Source organism: Psychrobacter sp. ANT_H3, from assembly GCF_027919975.1.
Taxonomy (GTDB): domain Bacteria; phylum Pseudomonadota; class Gammaproteobacteria; order Pseudomonadales; family Moraxellaceae; genus Psychrobacter; species Psychrobacter maritimus.
On the sequence record NZ_JAQISM010000008.1, the window covers coordinates 146057 to 170973 of the forward strand.

A 24917-nucleotide genomic window follows, 5' to 3' on the forward strand; every position below is an offset into this window, starting at 1 on the left:
ACCTGTATTTTTTATTAATAATATCACTGCATACCAGCCCATCAGTATGATTGAGCGGGCTGTAGATAACGAGTAAAGGCGATTCTGTGCCAAACAAACGTCTGAAAGACCTACTTCCTACCCCTGAAAAAATCCTAGCCAGTCGCACATTAAAACTGTTTGCGCCGCAACTTGCTGACCCGCGTTTGTGGCATTTTAATCGCCATAGTCTAAATAAAGCGGTTTATATCGGTGTGCTTAGCGCGTTTTTTCCGCTGCCAGGACAAATGTTACTGGCATTAATCGGCGCGCTCATTTTTCGAGCCAATGTCCCGATGGCGCTCGGTCTGACTTGGATTACCAATCCAGTAACCAGCTTGCCGGTATTTTATGCTGGCTACTATGTCGGCGCCAAAATCCTTGACGTACCGATGATTAGTTTGCGGCTTATCGGCAGGATGATTGCTGATTTTAGCTTATGGGCATTATCAGACGGCGCTAATCCCTTTATTACCTATAAAGGCACGGTATCTCTGACGGCGTTCTGTTTAGGACTCACGATTTTAGCCATCGTTAGCAGCATCGTATGCGGTTTGGCGTTTAAAGCCATCTGGCGCTATAAGACCGTTACCAGCTGGCAAAAACGTCAGCAGAACTCCTCTGACGAAACGCCTAAGCATTAACAGCTATTACTCATTTATAACCATTCATTCAGCACCAGTCATACTATAAAAATAGCAGCATTTTATAAAAATCATTGCCCAACTTTTAGGCGGCGTTATAATTCGCCTTCTTGCTCTTTATGTTTTTCGATAGCATTGAGAATATTATCGGTAAGATTGGTGTCCATCACAAAGACATCTATCACCTTCTCGTCTTTAAGCAGCGTATAGCGCTTGCCCGTCGCACTATCCTGCGCTTTTAAGTCGTAATCGACACCCGCTAAAGTAATCGAGTCAAAAACTGGCGTCAGCAACTCTATTTGCGCTTGTTTATCAATGGTGTCAAATAACGTTGGATCCATATAAGGTTTCAATGGCTCATTACCTTCTTCGATACTGCCAAACGCTTCAATCGGGTCATCGTCTTTATTCATACTATCCATCCTTACTTAATGAATAAGGCTGCCCTATACAGCCTACTTGTTATCTTATTTTTATAAAAAGTCTAACCCTATCATGCTACTGCTTAGTAACAGCAATCATGTAACTTTTAGAAGAAACGGTTAAGAATATTGTTTATAACATTGTTTATAACGAAAGATTAAAGGCTTAGTAATCTTCCCAATGACCATTACGCAAGAGTAGCTGACGGTCAGCAAGCGCAGCCAAACTACGGTCATGCGTTACCATCAACAGCGCCGTTTGCATGGTACTTTGCAGCTCGGATAACAGCCCAAACACACTTTGGGCATTGTCATAATCCAAGTTACCGGTCGGCTCATCGGCCAAGACAAGCGATGGCTTAGTCACCAGCGCACGGGCAATCGCCACACGTTGACGCTCACCGCCTGATAGCTCACCTGGCCTGTGCGCCAAACGGTGCTCAAGACCGACACTGTTTAAAATATCTATCGCTTGTTGGCGCGCTTCAGTGGTCGACATTTTTGGGCGCATTAGCAGCGGCATAGCGACGTTTTCAACCGCAGTAAATTCCGCCAATAGATGATGAAACTGATAAATAAACCCTAAGTGCTTGTTACGCATCGCGCCGCGCTCAGTCTCATTCATGGTATTTAACAGCTGACCATGTAGCCATACTTCACCACTGGTTGGCGTATCAAGTCCGCCGAGCAAGTGCAACAAGGTGCTTTTTCCTGAGCCACTGGTACCGACAATCGCAATGCGCTCACCAGCATTGACGGTCAAATCTAAGCCCGTCAATACTTGGGTACTCACCGCCCCTTCATCGTAAATTTTATTAATATTAGTCGCTTTTAAAATCGCAGACATAGCGCTTCCTTTATTTTATTTATCATGGCATTAACGCCTATAGATTACTCGTAACGTAGCGTTTGGGCGGGCTGAATTTTAGCCGCTCGGCGTGCTGGATAAATGGTCGCCAAAAAGCTCAATACAAATGACGCACTGGTAATCAGCACCACATCGGTCAAACGCAGCTGCGATGGCAGATAGTTCACAAAGTAAGCATCAAATAAATTCAAACCAAAGCTATTATTAATAAAGCCCAAAATATCACTGACGGTCAGGGCAAAGATAACGCCGAGTATCGTGCCTGCAATCGTACCGATAAAACCAATGACCACACCCTGTACCATAAAGACATGGGTAATCAGACGCGGTGAAGCACCAAAGGTTTTTAGAATGGCGATATCGGCTTTTTTGTCGGTCACTAGCATGACTAAACTTGAGACGATATTAAAAGCGGCAACTAAAATAATTAAAAATAACAGCAAGCCAACCATGGCTTTTTCCATTTGAATCGCACCAAACAGATTGCCGTGCGTTTGGGTCCAATCGCTAGGATATAACTGCTCAGGGGCAATGGCAGCAGCTCTTTGAGCGGCCATCGGTGCATTAAAGATATCGTCAAGCTTCATACGAATACCCTGCGCGCCCTCTGGTAGACGCAGTAATTTTGCCGCATCGCCCATCGGAATAAACGCCATCAGGCTATCTACTTCTGGACTGATGGTAAAAATACCCGTCAACGTAAAACGCTTAAAGCGCGGTATCACACCCGCTGGTGATGGCGACGCTTCTGGCAACACCAACGTCACTTTATCGCCTAAGCGCAGCCCCAAGGATTGCACCATCTCTTCACCAAGCACAATACTGAACTCACCGTTTTGTAAGGTATCAATACTGCCTTCTACCATATGCTCGTTGATGATAGAGACGTTTTTCTCGTATTCAGGATCGACGCCGGTGACCATAATTCCAGCCACTTGACCGTTAGAGGTCAGCATACCTTGCAGCTGGATAAAAGGCGCAACGGCAGCGACTTCTGGATCTTCTTTGATCTTATCTGCCACCTGCTTCCAATCACCGATAATCTCGGTTGAGATCACCGTCGCTTGTGGCACCATACCCAAAATACGAGTCTTTAGCTCCCGATCAAAACCATTCATGACCGATAGCACGGTAATCAATACCGCCACGCCAAGCGTCAGACCAATCATTGAAATCAGCGATATAAAGGAGATAAAACCATTACTACGCTCTGCTCGGGTGTACCGTAAGCCGATAAATAACGCTAAAGGACGAAACATATTCAAACTCTTTATTTTATCCACGTGCGACTTTATTTATGTTATAAAACCAGATGCAACAACCGCCTCGTAACATTACATTGACTAAGGCGCTTGCTGCAAAAACATATCAATCGAACACAAAAACAGGGGTTATGACCAGCAAAATGCCGCTGTCAAAAGGGAGCTAGTTTGACACAATTTGAGTTATATGTGCCAGTCATTAGCGCAAACTGCCAGTATTTTTTAATAAAAACTCAACTTTTAACATTATTTTTCATGAGGGGCTTGCTATTAGTTGCGTCTATACCTATATATTGTATGCTAAGGACAATTGTCATTAACCCCTCATTGTTGTTTGTTGCCTCTTTACTGACGACATTGCTGGTTATCATAAACCAATCCGCTCACATATTGGATAATGGTCAGCAATCACAGTTTTAGACCCAAACCTCATGGCTGACTTAAGTTTGAGTATATTCATGACCATTAATTATCAATATAAAAATATCCAATCCCCCACCAAAATCACTCTATCTGACGAGCAGTCTGCCGGTCACGCCGATCATTGGCGTATTTTGACCGATGACATGAGTCAAGACGTGCCAGAATGGCTGCAAAAGATGATTGAAAAAGCTGCTATGCCTAAAGGGCTTAACAGCAATGTCAGCGCCAAAGACAGCTGTTTATTGCTATCTGAAGACCAGCCTTGTCATATCAATCAAGTGCTGGCGATGAAAGATGGCAAGCCTGAATGCTTTATCAATGCCTACCCTTGTGTCGATAGCCCTTATGGGCTGACGTGTAAAATCGAACGTATGATTGTCAATGACAATACCCATGATGCGGTATTACGCTTACGCACCGCTGATGGCAGCATCATCTATGCTTTTGACCAGCTTTATACGGCTAACCGTCATTTATATCAGCAGGATATGGCGTATTATGTGAATTTTAGTGCTTGGGCGCATGAGATTAAGCTGAGCGAACAAGACGAAGTGATTATGGTCGAAGACCAAGAAGCCATTCGCTACCATCGCGCTTTTAACGATATCGTCGCCGCCAACGATGGAAAAATGCCCGATGATTTACAAGAGCAAATCAAAGCATGGCAGCCAGAAACCAAAGAACAAATGGCACCGGTTGAGATTAATCTCGGTCATATGTGTGCTTACCTGTTTGGTGATACCTTAGGGCAAGAAGATGAAGCTTGGTGTCAAGGTCAGGTGCTTGGTAAGCAAGAAACGCTGTTTAATGGTAAGCCCATCATCTTATTTGATGTGGTGGTACTGCGTGAGCAAGATGCTGACCCATTTGTAATCCGTATTGGTGCGCCTAAAACTTCAACCACTGCTGCTATCCAAGTTCATGACTATGTACAGGCGAATATCTGGTTACAAGCAGCGATTTATAAAGAAAATCAAAAATCGCAAGCAAGCGCGCAACAATCAAAAGCCAGCTAATTCAGCAATTAAATTACTGGTAAGCTTTTCTATAAAAAAGCCCTTAATATGAATTAAGGGCTTTTTTTATGCTAAATCTTATTTATATAAAAATGAAGAACAGACCATTAAGCCATGGTAGTCATTGATTTGATATTACTGTACAGCGCTTTTTGCTCAGCACTTGGACGCGCCGTTTGTACTGCCATCAATTGTGACATATCGCCTTCAACACGGATTTTACCACCCATAAAGGCGCCCATGATTTCATTGGTATCAAAATCAGTAATGATAGATTGCAAGATGCTGCGATCAAGCAATAAAGTCGTCGTCGCTGCGTCATTTAAGCCGCGATGCAATAAACCATTAGCAAAACTGGCTTCGATATCTTGCTCAGTATCAGATACTTTTAGGTTCACAATCATATTAGCCAATGCTGGTGGTAGATTTAGTTCACCGGCTTCTTGACCCATTTGCTCAACTTGCTCAAACCATTCGTCTGTCAAAAAAACTGCCATATTATTATCCTTAATACCTATTATAAAAAGCTCATTTATAAAAAATTCATGTATAAAAAGCTTATGTATGGACAGCTTGTGCCGTTAAAGGCATAAGTCTGACCGCTATTTCAATGATTAAAATAATTGTTAACAGAGGTATAAAAACGTCCTGTCAGCAATACTGTTCAGCGTCATTATAAGATGCGACTTGATAATAAGTAAAACTTATTTATAGCCTCTTAAAGGTTCAATGTCGTCATAGTTACAAATTTTTCTGATAAGTTTGCGTTTTGCTTCGTTAGCACTATGTTTTTTCACCCCTAGAATAGTAGGGAAATTGGGTATAAAATGGGAGCATAATGCTGCAATATTAAGTTGTTGGCGCATATTTTTACCAAAGAGTTTGTATTTTGGCGCATAGTTCTGATGATATTTGATTAGGTTTGCGTTACAATACCCTTAAACAGAGTCGGGAGTTTTAACTAAACATTACCTAAACATGTTTTTTTGTCAGCCGCCGCTAGCATACATTGATGGTGCATAAGCTTTTTAGCGCCAGTTGAATATCAGTATCTATCTTCGTTCATACTGTTTTTATCAGTAATAATTAAGATACATACTCAGCCTCAATAGATGTTTGATGCTCAAGGAAGGCACGTTTTCTTATCAAATCTGACCGTTTATTAACAATCCTACTATCGACTAGCTGTGAGCGCAGTGCGTTTTTATCGCCGTCCTCTACTCATCAGCGATAGCTGATAACTAGCGAAGTTGATAGTTAATAATGGCAAGACTGATAAGAGTAGTCAAAAAATAGCATGTACCGCAATCATTGTCTGCTTATAAATTTTTATAAGACAGCTGCCGCGGAGAGTTAGTTAATTCTGTTGATAATTCGGGCTGTAAAGGAATCATCCAATGAGTTTACAAAACACAGCAGTCGCCCCAGTTGACCGTGAATATGAAATCACTGTCGTAAGATTCTTTACGATAATGGCCGTGATATGGGGCATCGTCGGCATGAGTATTGGTGTGTTCATTGCTTCACAGTTAGCATGGCCAGCACTCAACTTTGACATTCCATGGTTGACATTTAGTCGTCTAAGACCGCTCCACACCAACGCGGTTATCTTTGCATTCGGTGGCTCTGCCCTGTTCGCAACCTCTTATTATGTGGTACAGCGTACCTGTAAGACGAGACTATTTGCACCTTACTTGGCTTGGTTTACCTTTTGGGGTTGGCAAGCGGTTATCGTATCGGCAGTTATTACGCTTCCTTTAGGTCTGACGTCGACTAAAGAATACGCTGAGCTTGAGTGGCCAATCGATATTTTGATTGCCTTGGTATGGATATCTTATGCCATCGTTTTCTTCGGTACGCTAATCAAACGCAAAACCTCACATATTTATGTGGCTAACTGGTTCTTTGGCGCTTTTATTATTACGATTGCTCTACTGCATATCGTAAACAGTATGGCTATCCCTGTTAGTGCGTTTAAATCTTATTCGTTATTTGGCGGTGCAACTGATGCGATGGTGCAGTGGTGGTACGGGCATAATGCGGTAGGTTTCTACTTAACGGCCGCTTTCCTTGGGATGATGTATTACTTCGTTCCAGTACAGATTGGTCGTCCTATTTACTCTTACCGTTTGTCTATCGTTCACTTTTGGGCATTGATTGCTTCATATATGTGGGCTGGTGGTCACCATTTGCATTATTCAGCGCTTCCAGATTGGACGCAGTCATTAGCAATGGTATTCTCAATCATCCTATTTGCACCATCTTGGGGTGGTATGATTAACGGTGTACTAACGCTATCAGGTAGTTGGGATAAGTTACGTACCGATCCGATCATTCGCTTTATGATTGTGGCATTGTCGTTCTATGCGATGTCGACGTTTGAAGGTCCAATGATGTCTATTAAGACCGTCAACGCGTTATCTCATAACACTGACTGGACTGTAGGTCACGTACACTCAGGTGCGCTTGGCTGGGTTGGTATGATTACCATTGGTTCGCTATACGTACTGTTACCACGTATCTATAACAAACCAAAAATGTACTCAATCAGCTTAATCACCACGCATTTCTGGTTGGCAACAGCAGGTACTATCTTCTATATCGTCTCTATGTGGATTTCAGGTATTGGCCAAGGCATGATGTGGCTTGCGACCAACCCAGACGGTACGTTGGTGTACAGCTTCGTTGATACGGTTGAGTTCTCACATTTCCCATATATCGGTCGTGCTTTTGGTGGCCTATTGTATGTATCGGGTATGTTTGTTATGGCATATAACGTTTATAAAACACTGCAAATGCCAGAAGGTAAGCCTGTAGATATCGCTGACCCAACGGATCATGAACCTAGTGTTGATAAACCTTCGGCAGCTAACGTATAAGGAGCGATCATGTCTGGTACACCGCATGAAATTATTGAAAAAAATACAGGCTTGTTGGTTATCGGTATTGTTATTGCCATTAGCTTTGCAACGCTCGTTGAAATCGTACCGCTGATTTATGATAACAAGGGTCCTGAAGAAGGTGGGGTGAACGCTCCCCTTCCCGCCATGGAGCCATGGACTGCACTTGAGTTTGAAGGTCGTGACATCTACATTCGTGAAGGCTGTCACGTCTGTCATACCCAAATGATTCGTCCGTTACGTGCTGAAGTTGAGCGTTATGGACCTTATTCGCGTGCTGCTGAATCAACATGGGACCATCCATTCTTATGGGGTTCAAAACGTACGGGTCCTGACCTTGCACGTGTTGGTGGACGCTATTCTGAAGATTGGCAAAAACAGCATCTGATTGCGCCACGTTCTTTAGTACCTGAGTCAGTAATGCCTGGTTTCCCTTGGCTTGCAACCAATGAAGTTAATGGTAGCAATGTTCAAGCCAAAATGCGTCTATTCCGCGATCGCTTCGGTGTGCCTTATACTGAAGAAGATATCGAAGGCGCACCCGATGCTGTACTTGGTGCCACTGAGCTTGATGCTTTGGTTGCCTATTTACAGCAATTAGGTACCGCGATGGAAGGACAGCGCTAATGGGTATTGGTGAATTACAAACAATTGCGACCGTTTCTGCCTTTATTGCCTTCGTAGGCGTTGCATGGTGGGCGTATTCGCCAAAAAACAAAAAACGCTTCGAAGAAGATGCACAACTTGCGCTTGATGACGAAGATATCGAATCTTTGTCTGAAGAGCAGCGCAATAAGGATAAACGATGACATTTTTTTGGAGTTCTTGGATCACCATACTAAGTATTATGTGTTGGGCGGGTATCCTCGGTGTTTTGCTAATGGTTTTGAAGTACAAGCCAGAAGTAGAGGAAGACGGTACCACTGGTCACACTTACGATGGCATTCAGGAATACGATAAGCCACTCCCTAAATGGTGGCTAGTGATATTTTTTGGCTCAATCATTTGGGCCGTTGCATACTGGATATTTTTCCCTGCTATCTTTCCATCAAAGTGGGAAGGTATTACAACCGTAGAAGTGGATGGTAAAACCTTACCATGGACTTCTCATAACGAGTTGAACAGCGAACTTGAAAGTAATAACAAAGTATTTACCGATAACTTTGAGCAAAACATTTTGGCCAAGGCCGATGCGAGCGGTGCAACAAAAACCCTAGCAACGCTTTCTGAGATGCAAGCAACCCTGCGTCATAGTGAGAAGCCACCAGCAGAGCTACAGGCTCAAATCGACGAGAAAGTGGCCGAGTTGGCACCTTATGTAGAAAAGCTGGCTGAAAACCCGAATGCATTGAAGGTTGGTAGTCGCTTGTTCTTACAGAACTGTGCAGTTTGTCATGGCTCTAACGCCAAAGGTGCGGCAGGCTATCCAAATCTTACCGATAATGACTGGTTATATGGCGGTGAGGCGGCAAATATCTTGACGACTCTACATAACGGCCGCGTCGGTGGTATGACCGCATGGCGCGATCAAATCGGTGAAGATGGTGTTCGTGCCGTGTCTGAATATGTCCTATCAATATCTGGCAATCAACCAGGTTATGAGTTGGATAAAGCCAAAGTTACTCAGGGTGAGGCAATCTTCAACGAGCCAACCAACTGTGTACTTTGTCATGGTCCAGACGCAAAAGGTATGACCTCTACTGGCGCGCCAAACTTGACAGATAAAATTTGGCTATACGGCGGCGATCGTGAAACCATTCGCGAAACGGTACGTTATGGTCGTGCAGGCGTAATGCCTGAGTGGGAAACCAAACTGGGTAATGAGCGCATTATGTTGCTTGCTGCTTATGTTTACTCTCTATCAGACAGAAGCGCTCAACCTGCTAAAGCCAAAACAGTCTCTGCCCCTGCTCCTCAGGCAGCGACAACCGCAACCGCTGCAGCAGAAACGACAGCCGCTAACTAATCATATTTAGTCAGTCGCTATATCGTAAATAAGTAAGTTTAAAAAAGGGAGGACTGTTATTGCAGTTCTCCCTTTTTAGTTATTCACTGAGGGCTAAATGTTGGTTATAGTGAGTAAATTCAATAAAAACCTTAATACTCTCATTAACAATAATCAGGCTTGGTCATTTGTCCCTTGCTTATGATTTGTTTCTCATGAGTAGATGCTATTACTGCATTTGGCTATCAATAATGATGAGATTAATGTTGCTTTCTAGCATTATTGCCCCATTTATAGTAGGGAGAATGTTAAAATAGCTATCTATGAGAAACACTATTGAATCATCCATTTAAGCATATTTAAACCCATTATTTACAATCGCTCATTTGGTAGTCGAGTCAGCATATTTTGACTTTCAGTATGTCTCGCTACTTACTGACATTGATAACATCGCACATTCATATACCCAGTTATTCAGGGTATTTGTTCATCATGCCAGCAGACTGATTCTTTTTTTAAAGAGGCACGTTTATGTCAGCACAACAATCCAATAAAATCCCTGTCGTCGATCTTAACGCCAATAAAAAACGTGTACATCCCAGATTTGTCACCGGATTTTATCAAAACATCCGTGTCATTAGCATGTATGCGTTTTTGGCATTATTTCTGATTTTACCGTGGCTACGTTATAACGGTAGGCAAGCAATCTGGTTTGATGTGCCGTCGCAGCATTATTATATTTTTGGTATGACCTTTTTAACCCAAGATTTTTACTTTATTGCTGCTTTTGCGCTTATTGCTGCCTTTACCCTATTTATGGTAACTGTCTACGCCGGACGGGTGTGGTGTGGCTATGCCTGTCCCCAGACCATTTGGACGCATATGTTCCAATATGTTGAAAAGCTGGTGATTGGCGATCGTAATAAGCGTATAAAGTTCGATAAAGAGCCTATGAGCGCACAGAAAGCGTTTAAGCGTTTTTTAGTGTATTTTATCTGGTTTGTGTTCTCGATGATTACCGCCACAACCTTTGTCAGTTATGTGTCGGGTACTGAGGCGTTGTATCAAAATTGGCAGATGATAGGGTTTATCCCCTTCCCTGATTGGTCAACGTGGATATGGGTATCGATATTTATTTTTGCTTTCTCGACCTACGTCAATGCAGGCTATATGCGTGAGCAGATGTGCGTGCAAATCTGTCCTTATGGCCGCTTCCAAAGCGTGATGTTCGATAAAGATACGTTAATCGTTTCTTACGATTATGAGCGCGGTGAGCCTCGCGGCGCGCGCAAAAAAGGCACCAATCCTGAGGATTTAGGCGACTGTATCGAATGTCAGATGTGTGTGCAGGTCTGCCCGACAGGTATTGATATTCGTGATGGTTTGCAAGTAGCTTGTATCCAATGCGCTGCCTGTATCGATGCGTGTAATGATGTGATGGATAAAGTTGGCTACCCACGCGGGCTGATTCGTTATACAACAGAGCGTCAATTGGTCGAAAAAGAGCCAAGCCGTGTATTCCGTCCGCGCTTCTTCGCCTACTTAACCTTACTGACCGTGCTTTGTGGCGGCGTAATTTATGCCTTGAATGATCGCGTACCGCTAGAGATTGATATTCGCCGTGACCGCAACCAGTTGTCATCATTGAATCAGCAAGGCATGATTGAGAACAGCTATATCGTTAAATTGACCAACAAAACGCAAGAGCCTCACACTTATAAGATAACCCTTGAGCCACAAGACGGTTTGAGCTTAGAGTTACGCTTTAACGATGTGCCGTTAGAGGCTGGTGAAAGCTTTGATATGCCAGTGAGTATTTATGGTGACCCTGATGTGATTGAGTTTGGGCAAACACCAGTTACTTTAAATGTGAAGAGCGAAAATGGTCAGTATAATGTTAGCAAACAAAACATCTTTACCACGCAAGGACAATAAGTCTTTGCGTGCTTAATTACTATATTTTATAGCTCTCATCCGTTAGTTGTTAGCTGTTGGTTGATGACTATCCATCAATGATTAGCGGGTGAATATTTCGTCATTAATCTGGCAGTATTGAGCCATCATTTTATCCGTTGATACCGTTTATAACTCTCTAATAGACAGCTATAAACGAATATCTGATTAATAGGTATGTTATGTCTAGTCCAGTCCCCAACTTTAAGCATCAAGATAGCCAGCCATGGTACAAAAACTATATGGTGGTTATTTTTGTCATTGGTATGCCAGCGTTAGTCGTTATTGCTTGCATCTGGTTTGTCTATTATTCTTACCAAATACGTGACAGTGTGGTACGTGACGATTGGTATATGGATGGCAAAACCCTCTATCATGACGTCTCGCGCGACAAGCTCACCTATGATTTAGACTTACACGGTCAAATGCAGTTTGCCGATAATGGTGATATCGTGTTTTATCTGAATTATCCTGAGCAAAGCTTGCAGTCTGGTAAATTATCAAATGGCGAGCCGGTTACCTACCCTGATACCTTAGAGTTATCTATCTCACATGCCACCGATATCAAAAAAGATCGTGATGTTGTGTTAAAACATGAAGAAGGCAACAAATATAGCGCTCAGGTAAATATTGACCCAGTCAAAGCCAAATATTACTTACAAGTTAGTAATGATGGTAAGGATGATTGGCGTATGCAAGATGTAGCAAAATTGCCACGCTCAGAGGTAAGTTTTAATCCGCTACCGGTGTTTGCCGAAAGCTAGTGTTATTTAAATAGCTACTCTTAAAGTTAAAAAAACCAGCCCTTAATTATTAAGGGCTGATTTTTTATGGGGCTAACTTTTATGGATTTAACTTTATCGAATTAACTTAAGATTATTTAAGCAACATAGCTTTAAACCATCAGCGCATTAAATGACAGGGTTAATGGTTGGGATTTTCTGCGTTATACGGCTGTTCCTTGCCGTCTCAGTTTCAGCTTGCAAGTTCTGATTATTGGCAAATTTTGGATTAAAGACTTGAGTTTTTGGCGCTACAGGTAAGCCAATCTCAGCCAGACTATCGGTCTGCCCTGCTTGGATATTATCGCCTTCAAATAAGCGTTCATTATCATCACGCTCGAGGCTTAATGTCTCAAAATCAAATAATTCACGATCGGCTAATTGCGATGGTGCGACGTTTTGCATGGCTTTAAAAATAGACGCTAAGCGCTGCGGATGGGCGTCATCCCATTCGCGTAGCATGTCATTGATAATCGCCCGTTGTAGATTGGTTTGGCTACCACATAGATTACAGGGAATTATTGGAAATTCTTTTAAACGCGCATATTCAATGATGTCTTTTTCTTCAACGTAAGCAAGCGGGCGAATCAGCAAGTTTTGCTTATCATCGCTAAGCAGTTTAGGCGGCATCGATTTAAGCGCGCCGCCGTGAAATAAGTTTAAGAAGAACGTCGCCAGCATATCATCGCGATGATGGCCAAGGGCGATTTTGGTTGCGCCAATTTGTTTGGCAAAGCCGTATAGCGAGCCACGGCGCAGACGTGAACAAGCCGAGCAATAAGTTTTACCTTCTAGCACCACGCTTTTGACGATACTATAAGTGTCTTTTTCTAAAATATAATGCGCGATACCTTGCTCATTCAGATAAGCGGGCAAAATATCTTCAGGATAACCAGGCTGCTTTTGGTCAAGATTGACCGCAACGATATCAAAGCTAATCGGGGCAATACGCTTGAGTAGCAACAAGATATCTAGCAGTGTATAGCTGTCTTTGCCGCCTGACACACAAACCATGATGACGTCGCCATCTTCAATCATATTAAAATCGCGAATCGCCCATGATACTTGGCGGCGTAGCTTTTTTTGTAGCTTGCGAAATTGTGCCGTTTCAGTCGGTAGCAGCTGATTAGATAATAATTGCTCAGCCATATTATTGTCATGCGCAACTCCATCAGATTCGTCAGCGACATCCGTATCTAATGCATAGCTATCCCAACCAGTCTCGGCAGAGCTAGCATCCGTAGAAGCAGCATCGATAGACGCAGCATCTAACTGAGGGGTTATTTTTGGCGTAAACAAGGTCGCTACGGTCATAAGTTACTCAATATCTTTACAAGGTTGATTTTGCTACAAAGCAGTTAGCAATATTTTTAGCACGCGGGCTTTAAAAGCAGCGATTATAACAAATTTTGCTAACAGATTGAAAATATGACGTTAATTGATAAGGCTAAATACCAAGCCAACTCAAGAAGGCAACTTAAGAAGACAGCGTAAGACTATTATTTAACTTGATAACAGTACTTATGCCTAATCGCCTGTTTGATTGCCCTATGTCTGATTAATAGTGTTTGATGGATAATACAAATACAGTGCTGACTGAAATATCCTTTAGCCACTACTTAATCACGCTTTAGCCCTCTTTTAATAACACCTTCAAGGTTCTGTAATGGGGCTATTTTTGCTAAAATAGACGGCTTTCGTAAATCCATATTTTTGAAACAATAATTTCAAACTAATAATAGATACCACTATGACTCTTGTTACTGCGCAAACCTCCTATACCAATCCAGCAAACGACGCTAACTTGATGGCGCTGCATAAAAGCCAAAATGCCGTGGTGCTACTATCAGGCGGGCTCGATTCCGTGACTTGTTTGTATTGGGCAAAGGCGCGCTATGCTTCTGTGACGGCGGTCAGTTTTAATTACGGTCAACGTCATAATAGTGAGCTGGTCGCCGCTAAAGCCATCGCTGAAACCGCAGGTGTCAATCATCGCATTATTGATATCGATATCGCGCAGCTTGGCGGCTCATCACTCACCGACCACAGCATGATTGTCCCTGATGGCGATACCGATAAATTCCCCAGTAAAAATCGTGATGAGATCGACAACGACGCTATTCCAAACACTTATGTGCCTGCGCGTAATACCATATTTTTATCTTACGCCTTGGCAGTTGCTGAAGTGACCGATGCCAACCATATCGTCATTGGCGTAAGCTCCGTCGATTATTCAGGCTACCCTGATTGCCGTCCCGAATATATCGCTGCCTTTGAGCACATGGCCAATCTTGCCACCAAAGCTGGCGTCACCGGTCACCATTTATCCATTCAAACACCACTGCAGCAGTTATCTAAAGCCAAAACCATCGAGCTTGGTTTATCGTTAGGGGTCGATTATGGGCAGACGATTTCTTGTTATCAAGCAGATGTCGATGGATTGGCTTGCGGTGTCTGCGACAGCTGTGTGCTGCGCCGCCAAGGATTTGCCCAAGCTGGCGTTACTGACCCTACCCATTATCAGCCTTAATAGCCTGAATAAATACTGTAAAAACAGGCTTATAGCTACCTTGAAGTACGAGTGTGATTGTCTTAATAGCGCAGCTCATTAAATATTTGCGCAACATTTGCTTGCATTAACACAGCACGCTGGCGTTGTATTTTAAGCAATTTAATTGCTATGGTATGGGCGACTATATCAATGACAATATAATCGTACTGATAGTTAGCTAAATACAATGAGCGTTATATAGATGGAGAATTGCCTATATATTTGCTCATGCAAGTTATAAAATAAGTAACCAAATAAAACGACCAAGATTTTTTGCCTATAAAATCTGAAAAATTGACGCGACCTATAGAGGATGTTTATGAAGTTGTTGCCCGTATTACCCCTAGCCCTAGCTGCTCTGTTTGCATTGCCACAAGCAAACGCTGCCGATATCAAGCAAAATAATATCAATACCTGTGTCAATGGCGCAGTCAAATATAAGGTCGCTGACAAAAATACCGCGACCAAATTATGCAAGTGCACCATCGGTGTCCGTAGCGAGATGACCATCGGTCAGATGTGGGAAATTGAAAGCTACGCGCAAGATAAAAAAGACCCATCAAGCTTACCTTACGTGAAAAAAATGCAAAAAGACCTGCAGCAATGCACGGTTGGCTTGGATTTAAAGCAGCCACAAAAACCTGCTTAAATTACGGAAAAGATATTTGCTACAAATACAAAAGACTGGTCATTGCCAGTCTTTTTTGTTGCTAATGAATAAGTGAAGTGTAAAACTGAGTAGTTATTGCGATGAAATTGCGATGAATCTGCCTATAATAAGAGCAATCACTATAATATATGTATAAACAACAATATATGCATAACCAAAACTAATAAGGATTTTATAATGGCCAAGCCGACCACCGAGACTATTGCCCTACCTGATTTTCCAGTCACTATCGTGCGCGAGCTAGACGGCAACTTTATACATGACGACATCAGCCTAAAAGAGCTGGTTGCTCATACCGATAAAGGCCTAATTTTATATTTTTATCCCAAAGACAATACCCCAGGCTGCACCACGCAAGCGACAGAGTTTACCGCTCAGCTCAATGAGTTTGATAAATTGGGTTACGATATCATCGGTGTCTCGCGTGATAGCGTCGAATCTCACGAAAAATTCATCGCTAAACACCATCTTAATATCTCGCTTATCAGTGATAGTGATGAGAAATTATGCCAATACTTCGATGTCATTAAAGAAAAAAACATGTATGGCAAAATCAGCTTAGGTCTTGTACGTTCAGCCTTTGTCTTTGATAAAGATGGCACGCTAACTCATGCGCAGCGTAATTTACGCGCGGCTGGCTATACTGAGCGTTTACTAAATACGTTAGCGCCTTAATTTTTCAATAGCCTTTTTCATCGTTTTTTGTGCAAATCCATCACCTAATATCACATTCGCCTGATTTGAGAATACTATGAATAAACAGCCTGATAGCACTGCTGACAGTAGCCATAAAAAAGTGACACGCAAGGTATCGGTTGCGGTCATTGGCGCTGGTACTGCTGGTCAAAATGCCTTTCGCCAAGCCCGCAAATTAAAAGACGACGTCATAATTATTAATGATGGATTTTGGACAACCACCTGTATTGCGGTCGGTTGTATGCCAAGTAAACTGCTTATTGCTGCTGCTGACCGCGCGCATGAGGCCAATCATTCTGGCGAGTTTGGTGTGCATGCCAGCGCACGAATAGATGGCAAACAAGTCATGGCGCGGGTTCGCGCTGAGCGTGATCATTTTGCCAGCTACGTTGAGGAGCAAGTAGAAAGTTGGCCTGCAGAAACGAAAATAGCGGGTCGCGCTTATATCAATGAACAGGGATTGATTGAGGTTAACAATGAGCTAATCGAAGCGGATAAAATCATTGTGGCGACTGGTAGCTCAACCTTTATCCCAGAAGGCTGGGCGGACAAGCTTGGCGATACCATGCTTACCTCTGACACTGTCTTTGAGCTGGCTGATTTACCAAAATCACTGGCGGTGGTTGGTGCAGGTGCCATCGGCTTAGAGCTTGCCCAAGCCTTTAAACGCTTAAGCGTCGACGTTACTTTATTTAATCGTGTCAAACGCGTGGCCAGTTTAAAAGACGATGACATTAATAATAAAGCCATCGATTGCTTAAATCGCGAACTAACCATGCATTTAGGTAGTAACATTACCGAGGTTGGTACTCAAGCAGATGCAGGCGATAAAGGCTCGGTTGCCTTTATCGACTACGAAGATAGCGCCGGTCAAACGCAGCAGTGGCAAGGCGAATACGTACTGGTTGCCACGGGTCGCCGCAATAACATCGATGCGCTTGGTGTTGAAAATCTAGGCGTCGAGCTTGATGATAAAAACCGCCCAAAGCAGCTTGATAAAAAGACTGGTAAAATCGGTGATTTAGAAGTCTATATCGTTGGTGATGCCAATGCCAATCTTCCTTTATTACATGTAGCCAGTGATGAAGGATTTAGCGCTGGCAGCCTTGTTTGCGACAATAAGACAGACGCTTATATTCGACCACCTGCTACGCCATTTTCTATCGTATTTTGCGCGCCACAAATCGTGAACGTCGGTATGTCGCTACCTGAAATCCAAGCAGACTCAGAGCTTGAACATGTGATTGGCAAAGTGAGCTTTGACAATCAAGGACGTAGCCGCGTGATGGGTGTCAACTGCGGTTTATTGCATATTTATGGTTGCAAAAAGACCGATAGAATCTTGGGCGCCAGCATGGTTGGCCCTGATGCGGAATATATTGGACATATATTGGCCATGGCAATTACCAACGATTTGAGTATCAAAGACATGCTTGATACGCCGTTTTATCATCCGACGATATTAGAAGGTTTACGTACTGCATTACGTGATGTTCAGCGTATGATGAAGATACCTTATCAATCGCATGATACCCAAGAAGGCAATTTTTAAGTGATTAATTTTAACGAGATCAGCGGCAATGTTTTTTAATAAAATTATGCTTCGTACTTTTGTCGTTTTGACTTATATCACTTTAAGTTAGTGCTCAAATGAACGCTCAAGGCAATCAAGGTCATAGTTGATTTGCCTGAGCGATTTGAGTTAATTTACAATCAGACTTTTTAATACCCATTTTATTTAGACCTAAACCCTGCATGGATGAAACAATGGCAATCGCTGGTATTACTGACTTCTTTCAAGAGATTGTTCGCGACCTACATACTAGCCTATACCTTGCTATCGGCGGCACCATAGATGAAGACTCGTTAGACTGGTCAGCTAAATCGGTAGAATTGGTGAGTACGGGCATCAAAATCCTAATACTGCTGGCGGTATTGGGATTTTTTTATTGGCTTGCTATCTACATTGTCAAAAAAAGCAGAACCAGAATCCGCTTAAATGAGCGCCGATCTAAAATTGTTCGCTCAATACTACGCTATATTTGGATTGTGACCAGTTTGATAGCTATTATGAGCCAGCTTAATTTTGAGCCAGATACGGTCAAAGCCACTGCTAAAGCCAGTACTTGGGCAGGTATTTATTATGTGCTATGGACGTCATCTGGGCAAATTATTCATAAAGTCTTGCAGCATTATGGTCTAAACGCTTCTATCGAGCAGCTACTGAAAAATATCTTGTCCGTACTATTATTGGTATTCGGACTTGCCAGCGTCATGGCGCAATTTGGCTTTGATATCGTATCGTTAGTGGCAGGTTTGGGTATTGCCGGTATTGCCGTGGGCTTTGCCGCCCAATCAACGCTTGCTAACTTTATCGCGGGCATCACCATCTTGCTTGAGCAATCGTTTCAAGTCGGCGACTGGGTCAATATCAATGACAATGAAGGGCGCGTGGTGGTTATCGCTTTACGCACGACCCATGTCTTAACCCGTGACAATATCACCGTTATTATCCCCAACTCAAATGTCGCTTCTTCTGTGGTCATCAATTTAACCTCGAAAAACTTTATACGTTTTGATATCCGTATGCGCATTGCTTTTGAAGATGATATCGACAAGGCACGTGAGGTGATTTTGCAGGTATTGTCTGAGAGCGACGTGGTATTAAATCGCCCTGAAACCTCAGCGACTGTCGATGAGATTGGCGAATACGGCGTATTCTTTATTGTGCGTTTTTGGGTCAAGCCTGCGGCTGTTGCACGTATGCCTAAAATCAAAGAAGTCTTACGCGAGAATATCAAACGTGCCTTTGATGCCGCTGATATCTCAACCCCTTATCCGCATATGCGCCTGCTGATGCCAACAGAGCAGGTTTACCCTATCGTTACCAAGCCAGTTGCGACTCCTACGCAATTGGTCACAGAAACAGCCGCGTTAAAAAAAGGCGGTAAGTAGTCAGTGTAAGTAGATGCTTAACAATATAAAAAAACAATGATGCGCCATGATTTTAGTTTAAAAACAAAAAGCCGTTTCTTAAAAACAGTCTTTTAAACAATGCCGCTTTAAACTATCCATGGCGTAATTATGGTAAAATTGGCGGTTAAACATCTTATTTTATGATGTGCCTTATTTATCAATATTTATCAATTTAGCCCACAGGTATCCGTATGACCGAAACAACCACGCCCAACTCCTCACCAGCCGCTTCAGCAGAGTTGTCGCTTGACCTTATTATTACCTGTGCCGATGGGCTTGAGGCACCGCTACAAACTGAGCTGACCAGTTTTGGTATTGCAAGCGAGATCAAGAGTACTGGTCGTTTAGCGGTGACTGGTACATTGCGTGACCTATACACCATTTGCTTGTGGTCGCGGGTTGCGTCACGGGTATTGATGCTGATTAAACGCAAAAACATCAATACTGAATACGATGTGGCAGAGCAGCTTTATGGTTTGGCAAAATCGGTCGATTGGACGGAACAATTTAAGCTAGAGCAAACGTTTGCCATTCGTCTATCGGTTGATAAACGCGTTGCCGTCAGTCAGCAATTTGCCATGCTGCGTATCAAAGATGCGATTGCAGATACCTTTAACGAAGTATATGACAGCCGTCCTAACGTCGATAGTAAAAACCCAGATTTTTCGGTGTTTGCAACGGTCAATGATAAGCAAGCTGAGCTGTATCTAGATTTATCAGGCACCAGTTTGCATCGCCGTGGCTACCGTGTGGCGATGACCGAAGCGCCATTAAAAGAGAACTTAGCAGCAGCGTTGCTCTACAGCGCAGGCTGGCATAAGAAAAATGAAGAAGGTAATGCCCCTTTATATAACGCTCTGATTGATCCAATGTGTGGTTCTGGTACTTTTATTATTGAAGCCCTACTCATGCATTGTGATTATGCCGTCGGTATTGATAAAGCCGCCAATCAATTTGGTTTTTACGAGTGGCAGCATCATGATGATGCGCTATGGCAACAGATGATTGACGATGCCCAGACGCGTTTCCGTGATGCGTTGGCCATTACCAACGAGCAGCCAGATACTTTACCGCTGATTTTGGGCTTTGATGCCGATAGCGGTGCGATTTTGGCGACAGAAAAGAACTTGATAGCCGCCGGTTTGCAGGACTTATTACCACTGCTTGACCTTGAGACGCGCGCCCTTAACCAACTAAGTAGCGTCTTAAAACCACTGGTCGATGATGGTCGCTTAAGTAATCCTTTAGTCATTACCAACCCACCGTATGGTGAGCGCTTGGGTGATGAAGAGATGATTAAGCCGTTATATCATGCGCTTGGGCTGATTTTACAAGACAGTTTTGCCGGTATTGATATCGACCCTATGGTTGGAATCTTGGCGGCCAATGTCGAACAAGTCGATATATTACCGATTAAAGAGCCAAAAACTTTACGCTGTCATAACGGTGCTATTACGGTTTATTTCCGCTACGGTACGTTGATTGCTGGGCAAACGGGTAATTTGGTCAGTCGCTTTGAGAAGCGTGAGATTGAAGTGGAAGAAGGACAAGACTTCATCAACCGCTTGCAAAAAAATCTTGCCAAACTGAAGAAACTGGCTAAAAAAGACACTGTCAGTAATTTACGCGTTTATAACGCTGATTTGCCTGATTTCAAAGTAGCGGTCGATTTATATGGCGATTATGTGCACGTGCAAGAATACGCGCCACCAAAAACCATTCCACCTGAAACGGCGAAAAAACGCTTTAATTTGGCGTTAATGGGTATTCGTGAAGTCTTTGGCATTAACCGTGAACAAATCTTTATCAAGACCCGCGCGCGTCAATCTGGTAATGACCAATATAGCAAGCAAGGCAATACTGAAAAGCGTGGCAAGTTCTATGTCGCTCGTGAAGATGGCGCGTATTTCTATGTCAACTTTACCGATTATCTCGATACGGGTTTGTTTATTGATCACCGTAATATGCGCGCCCGTATCAAAGACAACAGTCGTAATAAATCCGTACTGAACTTATTTGCTTATACCTGTACGGCAAGTGTCCATGCGGCATTGGCTGGCGCGAAAAAAGTCACCAGCGTTGATTTATCACAGAATTATCTCGATTGGGGCAAGCAAAACTTTGTCCTAAATGGTCTTGACGTTAGCCGCAATAAATATCAGTTTGTCGCCGCTGATATCTTTGAGTGGATTAAAGACAATACGGAACAATTTGATATTATCTTTATTGATCCGCCAACCTTTTCGAACTCGAAAAAGTTCCAAGGCACCTTTGATGTACAGCGCGACCACTCTGCTCTCATCAACCGCGCGATGAACCGCTTGACCTCAGACGGTGTGTTGTATTTCTCCAATAACTTTACCCGCTTTGAGCTCGATGAGCAGCTGACTGAGCGCTATGATATTGTTGATATCACCCAAAAAACCATTGGTTTTGATTTTGATGTTAAAAAGCCGATTCATCAGAGCTTTGAGATTCGCCATCGTCAAAGCCTATAATTTAGGTTTCTAGATGCCGGTAAAGGTTAAGCACCGCATGTAAACGCTGTCTTTTATCGTCAGTCTTATCGTACGCATAACCGTACACACAACAATGACCCAATCGGCTTTGATTGGGTCATTTTTTGTTGTTATGATAGAGCGTCATTAAGTAATAGTTAGACAACAGTTAAACGATAGTTTTATGTACAGTTTAATCCCGCTATCGCTTATATTTATAGACTTTGGCTTTTATAGCATTCATTTCTAACGCTGTAATAGTTAAACCTTCCCTACTCTAATAACAAGGACAATTCCATGGCATTATCCCTTAATAAAGGCGGTAACTTATCGCTCACTAAAACTGACCCAAACTTAACCAAGCTGCTTATCGGTCTTGGCTGGGATGAGCGCGCGACTTCTGGCGCTGAGTTTGATTTGGATGCCAGTGTGTTTTTACTCAGTACTGCGGGTAAAGTACGCGGCGATCATGACTTTATCTTTTACAACCAGCTCAAATCTGACAATGGCGCGGTTGAGCATACCGGCGACAACCGTACTGGCGAAGGCGACGGCGATGATGAAGTCGTTAAAGTAAACCTGACCCAAGTGCCTGCTGATGTCGATAAAATCGTCGTCACCGTCACTATTCATGATGCAGCCGCTCGTAGCCAAAACTTTGGTCAAGTGGCCAACGCCTTTATCCGTGTTGTGAACGAAGAAACTGGCACGGAAGTGGTACGTTTTGATTTAGCAGAAGATTACTCTGTTGAAACCGCGATGGTATTTGGCGAAGTCTATCGTCATAACGGTGAGTGGAAATTCCGCGCCGTTGGTCAAGGCTATTCAGGTGGCTTGCAAGCCATGTGTCAGCAGTATGGCGTCGATATCTAACACGGTCTTGATATTTTATCCTTACCGTAAATCGACTTTTATAGAATGATCACGTCCAAGACCTAAAGCAGGTCTTAGCTATTTATTTAAAATGACTATTTTAAAGTGGCTATTTAAAGTGATTATTTTAAAGTGATTATTGAAAATCAATATTTAACATCACTATTTGAAACCACTATTTGAAACCACTATAAACAGTCACTGTTTAAAGGTGCTGTAAACAGGTACTTCAACAGTAATTATAAGCCGCTATTTTGACGGTAAAATATGGTTGCAAAATAGTCACAATTATTCATAGCTAAAAGACTGGTAATGCTTTATGTTTCGTTTAAAATTATGCAAAAAAGTGGTTAGCAATAACCGCTTTTTTTGCGGTTTGTGTCTATAATAGACCGACCTTAGCTTTATGCAACCAGACAGGATGTGTCATGAGACATTTTTATTTAGACTTTATCTTCACTATTATTGCCCTAGCGGTAGCGGCATGGTGGGGATATTCACACGGCGGTATAGGCGGTATGATAACCACCTTATCTATTACCGCTATTTTGGCCGTCATGGAGATTTCATTATCATTTGATAATGCGGTGGTCAACGCCTCAGTCCTTAAAGGCTGGGACGAATTTTGGAAAAAGATTTTCTTAACCGTCGGTATTTTAATTGCCGTCTTCGGTATGCGTTTGGTATTCCCTATTGTCATCGTCGCCTTTACGGCTGAACTTGGCGTTATGGAAGTTGTCAACTTGGCTTTAAATGACCCTAAAGAATACTCTGCCCGCTTAATGGCGCACCATGCTGAAATCTCAGCCTTTGGTGGTATCTTCTTATTACTGGTATTCTTGAACTTTATCTTTGATGATAAAGAAGTGCACTGGTTTGATTGGCTCGAGAGCCGCTTGGCAAAACTGGGTAAAGTCGATGCCATGAGCGTGTTTGTGGCGCTTATTTTCTTGATGATTGCCGTATCGTGGGCGAATCCTGAGCAGTCAGCAGCGGTATTGATTGCAGGCGTTTGGGGTATCTTAGTATACCTTGGCGTACAAGTGGTCTCGGGTATGCTTGAGGGTGACCTTGAAGCAGACTTAGAAAGTGAAGAGAATGGCTCGGGAGCGGCGGCGACCAGCGCGATTATGAAGGGCGGTATTATCGGCTTCTTATACTTAGAAGTCCTTGATGCTTCATTCAGTTTTGATGGTGTGATTGGCGCATTTGCGATTACCAATGACGTTATCGTGATTATGCTTGGTCTTGCAATCGGTGCGATGTTTGTGCGTTCGATGACTATCTTCTTAGTTGATAAAGGCACGCTTGATGAGTTCGTCTATCTTGAGCATGGTGCGCATTATGCCATCGGTGCTTTAGCCATCATCATGTTATTATCGGTGAAATTCCATGTGCCAGAGATTGTGACTGGTCTGATTGGTATTGCGTTTATTGGTTGGGCGTTTGTCGCTTCACTCAATTATCGTAAGCGCGAAGCGAAGTCGATTACTTAGTTTGAATTTTAGTTTCAACGCTAAGTTCACATTAAGCAAAAAGCGCGTTGACAGAAAATCGTAGTAATAACAGGTTATATCAAGTAATTGGTATAACCTGTTTTTTTATCTGTGTTTGCATACTCTGAATAATTAAATGTTTTTGAATAGTTAGCTAAATCTTTGGCATTAAACTTTAGCTTATCTACACGCTTGATGCATGGCGCACACCTTTAATCTCTATCATCAGCAGTGCGCTCAACATAGCTTATTGCTTTCTTATTTTTCCTTCCCTGCCAGCACTTTCTGCAACTTCACCAATATCACACCATATAGAGGCAAGAAAATAAGCACGCCCATTACTATTTTAAACAAGTAATCCATCGCGCCAATCTCAACCCAGTGCGTTGCCATAAAGGGGTCAGGGCTTTTATAAAAGGCGATGGCAAAAAAGCAAAAGCTATCGACCAGATTACCAATAAACGTCGATACTAAGGGCGCAATCCACCATGTTTTAAGCTGGCGTAATTTATTAAATACTTGGATATCTAACAGCTGTCCGACGACATAAGCGCTAAAGCTTGCCACCACAATGCGAAAGACAAACAGGTTAAAATCTAGCAGATGCTCATGACCAACAAACTGACCATTCGAAAACACTACTGAGAAATAATAAGAAATCACCAGCGCTGGCAGCATAGCAAAGAAGATAATGCGTCTAGCGAGATTTTGACCAAATATGCGTACGGTCAAATCCGTAATCAGAAAGATGAAGGGAAAGGTGACGGCGCCCCATGTGGTAATAAACCCAAATAGTCCGACAGGTATTTGCACCAAGTAATTACTGATAGCAATAATAAATATATGCAGACTGACAAGCCAGAATAAAGCACGGCTATAGCGAATAGATTGAATCGGGGTGGTTGAAAGGGTACTACTGCTCAT

Annotated in this window: 22 protein-coding genes; 16 read left to right on the forward strand and 6 right to left on the reverse strand. The window is 42.8% G+C overall.

Features of this window, described 5'->3' with window-relative positions:
• Positions 1–86 precede the first annotated feature (86 nt).
• On the forward strand, positions 87–662 hold the full coding sequence (locus tag PG901_RS06590) for a DUF2062 domain-containing protein (RefSeq protein WP_227670362.1): 576 nt from the start codon (positions 87–89) through the stop codon (positions 660–662).
• Between the two features lie 95 nt (positions 663–757).
• Here the strand turns inward: PG901_RS06590 and PG901_RS06595 are convergent, their stop codons facing one another.
• The 3 genes from PG901_RS06595 to PG901_RS06605 all read right to left on the reverse strand — a co-directional run bounded on the left by PG901_RS06595 (position 758) and on the right by PG901_RS06605 (position 3211).
• On the reverse strand, positions 758–1075 hold the full coding sequence (locus PG901_RS06595; protein WP_201565677.1) for a hypothetical protein: 318 nt from the start codon (positions 1073–1075) through the stop codon (positions 758–760).
• 175 nt (positions 1076–1250) lie between these two features.
• Positions 1251–1931, reverse strand: coding sequence for a lipoprotein-releasing ABC transporter ATP-binding protein LolD (gene lolD, locus PG901_RS06600; protein ID WP_201565678.1), 681 nt, complete (start codon positions 1929–1931; stop codon positions 1251–1253).
• A 44-nt stretch (positions 1932–1975) separates the two neighbouring features.
• Positions 1976–3211, reverse strand: a complete 1236-nt coding sequence (locus PG901_RS06605; protein ID WP_201565679.1) for a lipoprotein-releasing ABC transporter permease subunit — start codon at positions 3209–3211, stop codon at positions 1976–1978.
• A 461-nt stretch (positions 3212–3672) separates the two neighbouring features.
• Here PG901_RS06605 and PG901_RS06610 point away from each other — a divergent pair, with 461 nt between their 5' ends.
• Complete coding sequence (locus PG901_RS06610; protein ID WP_201565680.1) at positions 3673–4653, forward strand: hypothetical protein; 981 nt, start codon at positions 3673–3675, stop codon at positions 4651–4653.
• Positions 4654–4760: 107 nt separating this feature from the next.
• Here PG901_RS06610 and PG901_RS06615 read toward each other — a convergent pair whose 3' ends face one another.
• Positions 4761–5150: an SCP-2 sterol transfer family protein gene (locus PG901_RS06615; RefSeq protein ID WP_271133959.1), complete on the reverse strand. Its 390-nt coding sequence runs from the start codon at positions 5148–5150 to the stop codon at positions 4761–4763.
• A gap of 900 nt (positions 5151–6050) precedes the next feature.
• Here PG901_RS06615 and ccoN point away from each other — a divergent pair.
• The 6 genes from ccoN to PG901_RS06645 all read left to right on the forward strand — a co-directional run bounded on the left by ccoN (position 6051) and on the right by PG901_RS06645 (position 12215).
• Positions 6051–7532 (forward strand): cytochrome-c oxidase, cbb3-type subunit I, encoded by a 1482-nt coding sequence (gene ccoN / locus PG901_RS06620; protein WP_183618774.1) that lies wholly within the window; start codon positions 6051–6053, stop codon positions 7530–7532.
• A gap of 9 nt (positions 7533–7541) precedes the next feature.
• Entirely contained in the window at positions 7542–8180 is a 639-nt protein-coding gene (gene ccoO / locus PG901_RS06625; protein ID WP_183618776.1) for a cytochrome-c oxidase, cbb3-type subunit II, read from the forward strand.
• Positions 8180–8362, forward strand: a complete 183-nt coding sequence (locus tag PG901_RS06630; RefSeq protein WP_191690612.1) for a cbb3-type cytochrome oxidase subunit 3 — start codon at positions 8180–8182, stop codon at positions 8360–8362. Before ccoO ends, PG901_RS06630 begins: the two co-directional genes overlap by 1 nt.
• Positions 8359–9519 (forward strand): cytochrome-c oxidase, cbb3-type subunit III, encoded by a 1161-nt coding sequence (gene ccoP, locus PG901_RS06635; protein WP_271133960.1) that lies wholly within the window; start codon positions 8359–8361, stop codon positions 9517–9519. Before PG901_RS06630 ends, ccoP begins: the two co-directional genes overlap by 4 nt.
• A 510-nt stretch (positions 9520–10029) precedes the next feature.
• Positions 10030–11433, forward strand: coding sequence for a cytochrome c oxidase accessory protein CcoG (gene ccoG, locus PG901_RS06640; protein WP_271133961.1), 1404 nt, complete (start codon positions 10030–10032; stop codon positions 11431–11433).
• A 200-nt stretch (positions 11434–11633) separates the two neighbouring features.
• Positions 11634–12215: a FixH family protein gene (locus PG901_RS06645; protein WP_271133962.1), complete on the forward strand. Its 582-nt coding sequence runs from the start codon at positions 11634–11636 to the stop codon at positions 12213–12215.
• Between the two features lie 147 nt (positions 12216–12362).
• On the opposite strand, the gene ttcA is transcribed toward PG901_RS06645, so the two are convergent.
• Complete coding sequence (ttcA, locus tag PG901_RS06650) at positions 12363–13382, reverse strand: tRNA 2-thiocytidine(32) synthetase TtcA (protein WP_442966860.1); 1020 nt, start codon at positions 13380–13382, stop codon at positions 12363–12365.
• Between the two features lie 658 nt (positions 13383–14040).
• Between ttcA and queC the strand changes: the two genes are divergently transcribed.
• From queC to PG901_RS06690, 8 genes are all read left to right on the forward strand, one after another.
• Positions 14041–14763, forward strand: a complete 723-nt coding sequence (gene queC / locus PG901_RS06655) for a 7-cyano-7-deazaguanine synthase QueC (protein WP_271133984.1) — start codon at positions 14041–14043, stop codon at positions 14761–14763.
• 340 nt (positions 14764–15103) lie between these two features.
• A complete protein-coding gene (locus tag PG901_RS06660; protein ID WP_201565699.1) occupies positions 15104–15433 on the forward strand; it encodes a hypothetical protein in 330 nt (109 codons plus the stop codon).
• A 198-nt stretch (positions 15434–15631) separates the two neighbouring features.
• Positions 15632–16129, forward strand: a complete 498-nt coding sequence (locus tag PG901_RS06665) for a peroxiredoxin (protein WP_201628895.1) — start codon at positions 15632–15634, stop codon at positions 16127–16129.
• Positions 16130–16205: 76 nt separating this feature from the next.
• Positions 16206–17702: a dihydrolipoyl dehydrogenase gene (locus PG901_RS06670; protein WP_271133964.1), complete on the forward strand. Its 1497-nt coding sequence runs from the start codon at positions 16206–16208 to the stop codon at positions 17700–17702.
• Between the two features lie 215 nt (positions 17703–17917).
• The gene (locus PG901_RS06675; protein WP_227692326.1) at positions 17918–19105 is read left to right on the forward strand and encodes a mechanosensitive ion channel family protein; all 1188 of its coding nucleotides are present in this window, start codon (positions 17918–17920) and stop codon (positions 19103–19105) included.
• Between the two features lie 212 nt (positions 19106–19317).
• On the forward strand, positions 19318–21624 hold the full coding sequence (gene rlmKL / locus PG901_RS06680; RefSeq protein WP_271133965.1) for a bifunctional 23S rRNA (guanine(2069)-N(7))-methyltransferase RlmK/23S rRNA (guanine(2445)-N(2))-methyltransferase RlmL: 2307 nt from the start codon (positions 19318–19320) through the stop codon (positions 21622–21624).
• A 297-nt stretch (positions 21625–21921) separates the two neighbouring features.
• The gene (locus PG901_RS06685; protein ID WP_025650997.1) at positions 21922–22497 is read left to right on the forward strand and encodes a TerD family protein; all 576 of its coding nucleotides are present in this window, start codon (positions 21922–21924) and stop codon (positions 22495–22497) included.
• Between the two features lie 428 nt (positions 22498–22925).
• On the forward strand, positions 22926–23993 hold the full coding sequence (locus tag PG901_RS06690) for a DUF475 domain-containing protein (protein WP_271133966.1): 1068 nt from the start codon (positions 22926–22928) through the stop codon (positions 23991–23993).
• Positions 23994–24251: 258 nt separating this feature from the next.
• On the opposite strand, the gene PG901_RS06695 is transcribed toward PG901_RS06690, so the two are convergent.
• Positions 24252–24917: a 7-cyano-7-deazaguanine/7-aminomethyl-7-deazaguanine transporter gene (locus tag PG901_RS06695; protein WP_271133967.1), complete on the reverse strand. Its 666-nt coding sequence runs from the start codon at positions 24915–24917 to the stop codon at positions 24252–24254.

Excerpts from the sequence above, each read along its gene's own strand:
- PG901_RS06595 (WP_201565677.1), bottom strand. The coding sequence starts at position 1,075 with ATGAATAAAGACGATGACCCGATTGAAGCGTTTGGCAGTATCGAAGAA.
- lolD (WP_201565678.1), bottom strand. The coding sequence starts at position 1,931 with ATGTCTGCGATTTTAAAAGCGACTAATATTAATAAAATTTACGATGAA.
- PG901_RS06605 (WP_201565679.1), bottom strand. The coding sequence starts at position 3,211 with ATGTTTCGTCCTTTAGCGTTATTTATCGGCTTACGGTACACCCGAGCA.
- PG901_RS06610 (WP_201565680.1), top strand. The coding sequence starts at position 3,673 with ATGACCATTAATTATCAATATAAAAATATCCAATCCCCCACCAAAATC.
- PG901_RS06615 (WP_271133959.1), bottom strand. The coding sequence starts at position 5,150 with ATGGCAGTTTTTTTGACAGACGAATGGTTTGAGCAAGTTGAGCAAATG.
- ccoN (WP_183618774.1), top strand. The coding sequence starts at position 6,051 with ATGAGTTTACAAAACACAGCAGTCGCCCCAGTTGACCGTGAATATGAA.
- ccoO (WP_183618776.1), top strand. The coding sequence starts at position 7,542 with ATGTCTGGTACACCGCATGAAATTATTGAAAAAAATACAGGCTTGTTG.
- PG901_RS06630 (WP_191690612.1), top strand. The coding sequence starts at position 8,180 with ATGGGTATTGGTGAATTACAAACAATTGCGACCGTTTCTGCCTTTATT.
- ccoP (WP_271133960.1), top strand. The coding sequence starts at position 8,359 with ATGACATTTTTTTGGAGTTCTTGGATCACCATACTAAGTATTATGTGT.
- ccoG (WP_271133961.1), top strand. The coding sequence starts at position 10,030 with ATGTCAGCACAACAATCCAATAAAATCCCTGTCGTCGATCTTAACGCC.
- PG901_RS06645 (WP_271133962.1), top strand. The coding sequence starts at position 11,634 with ATGTCTAGTCCAGTCCCCAACTTTAAGCATCAAGATAGCCAGCCATGG.
- ttcA (WP_442966860.1), bottom strand. The coding sequence starts at position 13,382 with ATGGCTGAGCAATTATTATCTAATCAGCTGCTACCGACTGAAACGGCA.
- queC (WP_271133984.1), top strand. The coding sequence starts at position 14,041 with ATGGCGCTGCATAAAAGCCAAAATGCCGTGGTGCTACTATCAGGCGGG.
- PG901_RS06660 (WP_201565699.1), top strand. The coding sequence starts at position 15,104 with ATGAAGTTGTTGCCCGTATTACCCCTAGCCCTAGCTGCTCTGTTTGCA.
- PG901_RS06665 (WP_201628895.1), top strand. The coding sequence starts at position 15,632 with ATGGCCAAGCCGACCACCGAGACTATTGCCCTACCTGATTTTCCAGTC.
- PG901_RS06670 (WP_271133964.1), top strand. The coding sequence starts at position 16,206 with ATGAATAAACAGCCTGATAGCACTGCTGACAGTAGCCATAAAAAAGTG.
- PG901_RS06675 (WP_227692326.1), top strand. The coding sequence starts at position 17,918 with ATGGCAATCGCTGGTATTACTGACTTCTTTCAAGAGATTGTTCGCGAC.
- rlmKL (WP_271133965.1), top strand. The coding sequence starts at position 19,318 with ATGACCGAAACAACCACGCCCAACTCCTCACCAGCCGCTTCAGCAGAG.
- PG901_RS06685 (WP_025650997.1), top strand. The coding sequence starts at position 21,922 with ATGGCATTATCCCTTAATAAAGGCGGTAACTTATCGCTCACTAAAACT.
- PG901_RS06690 (WP_271133966.1), top strand. The coding sequence starts at position 22,926 with ATGAGACATTTTTATTTAGACTTTATCTTCACTATTATTGCCCTAGCG.
- PG901_RS06695 (WP_271133967.1), bottom strand. The coding sequence starts at position 24,917 with ATGAGCAGTAGTACCCTTTCAACCACCCCGATTCAATCTATTCGCTAT.